Source organism: Actinoalloteichus caeruleus DSM 43889 (assembly GCF_000429185.2).
GTDB lineage: Bacteria > Actinomycetota > Actinomycetes > Mycobacteriales > Pseudonocardiaceae > Actinoalloteichus_B > Actinoalloteichus_B caeruleus.
Window position 1 is genome coordinate 587,710 of sequence record NZ_AUBJ02000001.1, and the last position, 6,460, is coordinate 594,169.

7 protein-coding genes are annotated in these 6,460 nt (G+C 72.4%); 4 read left to right on the forward strand and 3 right to left on the reverse strand.

The window, feature by feature from the left end; all coding sequences use genetic code 11:
- Positions 1 to 15 precede the first annotated feature (15 nt).
- A complete protein-coding gene (locus tag G443_RS02375) occupies positions 16 to 957 on the forward strand; it encodes an alpha/beta hydrolase (RefSeq protein ID WP_026420615.1) in 942 nt (313 codons plus the stop codon).
- A 145-nt stretch (positions 958 to 1,102) separates the two neighbouring features.
- On the opposite strand, the gene G443_RS02380 is transcribed toward G443_RS02375, so the two are convergent.
- Positions 1,103 to 1,486, reverse strand: coding sequence for a hypothetical protein (locus tag G443_RS02380; RefSeq protein WP_026420614.1), 384 nt, complete (start codon positions 1,484 to 1,486; stop codon positions 1,103 to 1,105).
- A gap of 93 nt (positions 1,487 to 1,579) precedes the next feature.
- Complete coding sequence (gene fxlM / locus G443_RS02385; RefSeq protein WP_026420613.1) at positions 1,580 to 2,806, reverse strand: methyltransferase, FxLD system; 1,227 nt, start codon at positions 2,804 to 2,806, stop codon at positions 1,580 to 1,582.
- A gap of 660 nt (positions 2,807 to 3,466) precedes the next feature.
- On the opposite strand from fxlM, the gene G443_RS02390 reads away from it, so the two are divergent.
- The 3 genes from G443_RS02390 to G443_RS02400 all read left to right on the forward strand — a co-directional run bounded on the left by G443_RS02390 (position 3,467) and on the right by G443_RS02400 (position 5,744).
- Entirely contained in the window at positions 3,467 to 3,655 is a 189-nt protein-coding gene (locus G443_RS02390) for a helix-turn-helix transcriptional regulator (RefSeq protein ID WP_253860100.1), read from the forward strand.
- Between the two features lie 180 nt (positions 3,656 to 3,835).
- On the forward strand, positions 3,836 to 4,840 hold the full coding sequence (locus tag G443_RS02395; protein ID WP_245588976.1) for an NsdA family TPR-like regulatory protein: 1,005 nt from the start codon (positions 3,836 to 3,838) through the stop codon (positions 4,838 to 4,840).
- A 73-nt stretch (positions 4,841 to 4,913) separates the two neighbouring features.
- On the forward strand, positions 4,914 to 5,744 hold the full coding sequence (locus G443_RS02400) for a phosphotransferase enzyme family protein (RefSeq protein ID WP_245588975.1): 831 nt from the start codon (positions 4,914 to 4,916) through the stop codon (positions 5,742 to 5,744).
- Positions 5,745 to 5,881: 137 nt separating this feature from the next.
- On the opposite strand, the gene G443_RS02405 is transcribed toward G443_RS02400, so the two are convergent.
- Complete coding sequence (locus G443_RS02405) at positions 5,882 to 6,457, reverse strand: GNAT family N-acetyltransferase (RefSeq protein ID WP_051314386.1); 576 nt, start codon at positions 6,455 to 6,457, stop codon at positions 5,882 to 5,884.
- Positions 6,458 to 6,460: the final 3 nt, after the last annotated feature.

A 6,460-nucleotide genomic window follows, 5' to 3' on the forward strand; every position in this document is an offset into this window, starting at 1 on the left:
TGGCAGGATGCCGCCGTGGACCTCTCCTCCATCGCCCCGGAACTCCGCTCCCACGTCCGCCGCATGCCCCGGCTGCCGTTACGCCAGCGGTGGGCCCGCCGGCTGGTCCGCGCGGCGGGCGCCACCCTGCCCGCACCCCCGGAGGTAGCGGGCACCAGCCCGCGACGACCGGCCGACGCGGCCCCCGGCGTCCGCGTCCACCGCCCCCACCAGGTCCGCTCGGACGCCGCCCTGCTGTGGATCCACGGCGGTGGGCTGGTGATCGGTTCGGCGGCACAGGACGACCGGTTCTGCGCGGAGACCGCCAGGGACCTGGGCATCACCGTCGTCGCCGCCGAGTACCGCCTCGCCCCCGAGCACCGCCACCCGGCGGCCCTCGACGACTGCCACGCCGCCTGGACCTGGGTGCGTGACCACGCCGACGAGCTCGGCGTCGACACGGCCAGGATCGCCGTCGGAGGGCAGAGCGCCGGGGGCGGACTCGCCGCCGCGCTGGTCCAGCGACTCCACGACCTCGACCAGGGACGCCCCGCCGCCCAGTGGTTGCTGTGCCCCATGCTCGACGACCGGACGGCCGCGCGGCGCCACCTCGACTCCCTCCGCCACGCGGTCTGGGACAACCGGCTGAACCGCTTCGGCTGGCGTTCGTACCTCGGCGTCGAACCCGGCGCACCCGACGTCCCGCCAGGAGCCGTACCCGCCCGGCGGGCGGACCTGCGTGGACTACCTGCCACCTGGATCGGCGTCGGGGACGTCGACCTCTTCCACACCGAGAACCGGGTGTACGCGCGGCGGCTGCGGGCGGCCGGGGTCGACACCACGCACGTCGTTCGGGGCGCGCCCCACGGATTCGAGTCGTGGGCAGCGGAGACCCGCATCGCCCGGGAGTTCCTGGCGGAGGCCCGAACGTGGCTCGACCAGCGCCTACACCGCACGGGGGCCGGCGCGCTCCGATGACGGGCGCCCCGGGGGAGCACGGCCACGAAAAGGCGTGACGCCCGTCCACCGGGTCGCCGACGACCACCACCCGGGGTCCGGGGCCCTCGCAGACCGGCCCCCGCTCCGGCAGGACCGGATCGAGCCGTCAACAGCGAATGCCGGCCTACCCTGCGACCGTCCCCCGGACCACGGCCGGCGCGGCCACCAGGTCGGTCCACGGCGGCGCCCCGAGGGCGAGCCGGAGGGCGTCGGGCGCAAGGGTGGCGGTCGAGAACGCGTCGGCCGTCGACACCAGCACCCCGCGTCGCGCCACCAGGTGGGCGTTCTCGCCGTCGCGGCCCCCGGGGACAGCGGCAACCACGCCGAAGCACGACCCCGGGTGCGCGTGCGCCCTGCGCTCCCGGCGCATCCGCTCCCTCGCGTCGAGGTGCGCGCCGTCGACGTCGCACGGCACGGCGTCGAGCCAGTGCCACGTGCGGTCAGGGGACCAGGCCGGCGAGGCCGTCCGCGACGAGTCCCACCCGCCGTCACCGCCGTGCCTGGTCATCTCCTCCGCGCCCGCGCGGGAGGCGGTTCACGGCCGGGCGCGTGGGCGCGGACGGAGAAGGGCAGGAGGTCGACGCGAAGACCATCCGGCACCTCACCGGGGTGGATCGTCGTAGGTGAGGACGAACCTGCTGTGCGTCTTGTCGATGGCGGTGCCCGCCAGCTCGCTGTCCGGGGCGCCGGCCGGGTGGACGGTCAACGTCGGGGAGTGCCGGTGCCGGTCGGGTGCCCAGGCCCGGATCTCGCCGCACAGGTGTTCGGTCAGTTCGGCGGCGGCCGGCCCGTGGCCGATGACGCCCAACTCGCAGCGCGCCTCGTCCGCGATGGTGACGCGGCGGAGGGTCAGGTAGGCCAGCGTGCCGCCGTCGACCAGGGCCATCCGCCAGTACCCCGGTACCGGGTCGCACACCTCGGGTGGGACGTCACCGGTGACCCCGAGTCGGCACACTCGAGGATCGGTGGCGGTCAGCCGCAGCCAGAGGTCCTCGTGGGACTCCTGTCGGCCGAGGGTGACATCGGACCAGGTGGTGACGCGAGGTTGATCGAGCACACCCAGCAACGCGTCGGGCCGCACGTCCTGGTCGCGGTCCCAATGGAGGGTGACCAGCCCGTCGGAGGTGATGGCGCCACTGAGCTCTCCCTCACCGTCGCCGACCAGGTACACGAATCCGCACAGGACCAGTGAATCGGAGACCAGACGATCACCGGTGCGGGTGAAAGCGACGCTCCGCCCCTGACCCCGCCACCGCAGCGGGGCGACCAGCCGCCCTCCTGGCGCGAGCTGCTGCCACCAGGGCGCGGGAAGGTCCCACGGCGAGACCGTGGCGATCATCCGGTCGTACGGAGCGTGTTCGGGGTAGCCCAACACGCCGTCACCAGTGACGACGTGAACGCCACCGAAACCGGTGTCGGCCAGCGCCCGTGACGCCCTGGCCGCGACGTCCGGGTTGATGTCCACCGTGGTCACCAGGTCGGCGCGTCCGGTCAACTGGGCGAGCAGGCAGGCGTTGTACCCGGTGCCGGCCCCGATCTCCAGGACGCGGTGGCCCGGCTGGACGTCCAGCTGGTCGAGCATCCCCGCGACCAGCCACGGAGCGGACGCGCAGGACAACGAACGGCCGTTGTCGAACCGGTGGGTGACCACCGCTCGGTACGGGTGGTAGGCGAGTTCCAGGTCGGCGTCCGGCAGGAACCGGTGGCGGGGTGTGTCGCGGAGTACCCGTTCCACCTCGCCGCGCTCCGCCCATCCGCCCGCGCGGACCTTGGCGACCATCTCCGCGCGCAGCGACTCCGGCGACAGGGTGGTGGTGTCGGTTTCCAACGCTTCTCCTCGTGGTCTCGGCCGTCGGGATGGTGGGGGAGCGTCCGCGCGGCGTCATGGCTCCTCGGCAGGGCCACCAGGGCGAGTAAGTCCGCGTTGGCGATCGGGATGCTGGCCGGCGGTGGTACTCGGGCAGGTGCTTCCCGGTGCCGAAGTGGTCGACAGTCAACTGGGGAGTGGCCGTCGAGTTCAAGTGCGTTCAGCGGGTACCGGCGCGGGCATTCCGATGATGACCTGCGTTGATCGGTGTCCCTCGTGTCGTCGAATCCTTCTTTGGAGTGACTGTCCGCCCGCTTCCGTCGGTATTCGACCAACCGTGCCGAGCGTGGGGGAAACCCGTGATCGACCCGATTCGAGTGGGCCTGGTCGAGCAGCCGGAACCAGGGCGAAGCCATGGCGTCCCTGTTGCGCCAATCAGGCGTCGATGAGGCGTCGATGAGGCGACGACCCCGTTGAACTGCGAAAACTCCATGCTCAACGGTCGCGGTTCGAGCGGGTGCGGCCGGTGGCCGAGGATCGGTCCCGGCCGGTGGCCCGTTATTCTGGTCCCGGAATGAGGAGGGTCGGATGAATGTCAACGGGTGAGTGCGGGAATGCCATCGAGGTGGGGTTCGAGAGGGTGATCGGCTTCGGGAATCATTTCCGTGACCGGAAGACGTCATGGCCGCGCACTCCCCGCGGTCGCCGGCCGGATCCCACCGGGGTGAGGTGAGCGGCGTGGGCGACAGGCGTGCGGGATTCACGGCCCGACGTAAGGCGAGGGGCTTCACCCAGGAAGGGCTGGCCACGGCGGTCGGGGTGGAGTTCTCCACTGTCGGGCGCTGGGAACGCGGTTCGCTGACACCTTAACCGTGGCGGAGGGCCCGGATCGCGAAGGCACTGGGGGTCTCGCTCGACGACCTGGCCACGCTCCTCGGCGAGGATCCGGCCGACGGCTCGCAGGGCCTGTCACGGGGTGGGACGGGGCGAGCGCCCTCCGGCCGCACCCCGGACGCCCTCCTTCCAGCCTCGGGCTCGCCGATGTCCGCGATGAGCGACACTGGTGGACCGGCCGAACGAGGCGACGGGCCCCCGGTGCCGGCCGGGCACCTCGGGTCCCTCACCGTGACCGTGCCGCCGCCACGGCGGATAGGACGCTCCGAGGTCGAGCAGGTCAAGCTGATGACCAGCACCCTGGCCACCAGCGAGAACCTCTACGGCGGAGGCATGGCTGGGGAAGCGGGCGCGGCGCACCTGAGGTGGGCCAGCCAGCTGCTGGACGCCCAGGCCAGCACCGCCGTACGTGCGGGGATCTTCGAGGCCGTCGGCAACCTCGCGGGAGTCGTCGCGTTCTCCGCCTTCGACGTCGGGAACCACGACGCCGCGACCCGGTGCTTCCGGTTCGGCCTGTGGTGCGCTGAGCAGGGCGGCTGCTGGGAGCTGCGTGCCGCGACCCTCGCTGACCTGGCCCGTCAGGCCATCTACCTCGGCAACGTGGACGAGGCACTGTCCTCGATCGAGTTCGCCCAGGTGCGAGCTGACCGGCTGACGGCCACCGCACGAGCCATGATCGGCAACGTCCGCGCCCGCTTGCTGGCGGTGCTGGGGCGTGACGATGAAGCCCGAGCGGAGGTGGACCGCGCCGACGCGCACTTCGCGGAACGGCAGCCGGAGGCGGACCGGCCCTGGCTGGTCTACTACGACGAGGCCGAACACGCCGGCAGCAGTGCGCGGGCGCTGACCTCGCTCGCTCTCGCCGCTAACCGGCCGGGGGAGGCGGCGGACCGGCTGAGAACCGCGATCCAACTGCACAGCGACGTGTACCGGCGTTCGCGGGCGTTCTCCAGGGCGCGGCTGGCGACCCTGCACATGGCGGTCGGGGATCCGCTCGAAGCCGCCCTCGTCGGCCGGCGCGCTGTCGAGGACGCCAGGATGTTGCACTCGCGGCGGATGGACGAGGAGCTCGCCACGCTGGTCCGAGCGTGTCAGCGGCACCGTGCGATACCGGAGGTGGCGGAACTCGTGGAACTCCTGACCCACCCCACCGATGACTGAGGCGAACGGCGCCCCGCTCCCATCAGCGCGGAACTCCCGAGCGGTGCTGGAAGCAGCGGGTGAACGAGCAGGCGTGTCGACCACGGACGCGACGCTGATCCGGGACGGGATGAACGTCCTCTACCGGTTGGCCGGCGGTGTGGTGGCACGGATCGGACCGGCGGGGTCCCACCTCGTCGCCGAACGCCACCTCCGCGCTTCGCGCTGGTTGGCCGATCGCGGCGTTCCCGTCGTCCGCACCGTCGACGGTGTCGAACAGCCCACGTCCGTGGGAGGTCGACCTGTCACCTGGTGGGTGCGGCTACCCGAGCACCGCCCCGCCACTCCGGCCGAACTCGGCGCGACGCTGCGGCGGCTCCACCGCCTGGATCTCCCCGAGGCGGGCGTGTTTCCCACCGTCGACCCCCTGGAGGGACTACGTGCCGCACTCGACGGCGAGACCCTCCTGGCCGAGGGAGATCGGGACCTGCTGCGCGATCTCGCGGACCGACTGCGCGTCGAGTACCGGGCCTTGGCGCCCCATCTCCCGCTCCGGCTCATCCACGGTCACCCCTGGCAGGGCAACGTCGTGGTTCCCCTGGGAGGCGGTGATCCCGTGCTGCTGGACCTCGACCAGATGGGGGTCGGCCCCCCGGAGTGGGACCTGGTTTCCCTGGCCGTGGACCACACCGACTTCGCGCGGATCACCGACGCCGAGTACCGGGCGTTCGTGGCGGCCTATGGCGGTGACGACATGACCACGTGGTCCGGGTACCGCATTCTGGCCACGATCCGAGAACTGCGGTGGGCGACGTTCGTCCTGGGCAAGGCGCGGGCGAGCCCGGAAGCGGCCGCCGAGGCGCGGCACCGGGTGGCGTGCCTGACGGGGAAGGTCGAGCGACCGTGGACGTGGTCGACGTTCTGACCTGATACGCCGTCCGTCCGTCCGAACGGGCGCGGCACCGATCCGCCCACGGTGCCTCGTGACCCAGTGGCAAGGGTGGTGTCTACCAGCACCTCGCGGTTCCCTCCGCCACCCGGCGCCCCAGGGTGGCTTGTCCGCTAACGCCCCGCTCTCCGGTGGTAGTCGGCCGCCAGCAGCCCGAACAGGAGGTCGTCGGCCCATTCGTCGCGGACCCGGGTGTTGGCCCGCCGTAGCCCTTCCCGTTCGAATCCGAGGCGGTCGAGCAGCCGGGCGGAGGCGTCGTTGCGGGGGTCGCATTCGGCTGACACCCGGTGCAGGCAGCGGTCGACGAACAGGTGCTCCAGCATGCGACCGACGGCCTCGGTGGCGTAGCCGCGACCGTGGTGGGGCGCGGCGAGGGTGAAGCCGAGGTCGGCCTGCATCCCGTTCTCGTGCAGGTTCACGCCGAGGTCGCCGATCAGGGCGCCGTCCAGGGAGATGGCGTAGGGGAACCAGCCGGGCCGGTCGGGGGCGTCGTGCCGGTAGCGGGCGATGGTCTCCGCCGCCCGTTCGACGGTCAGCGGTGTCTCCCAGGCCTGGTAGCGGGCGATGGCCGGGTCCGAGCGGTACGCGGCGAGCGCCGCCGCGTCCCCTGGCTGGAACCGCCGGAGGACCAGGCGCGGGCTGACCAGCCACGGCCCCGTCCGCTGGCTGGGAAGTTCCGACGGGGTCACGGC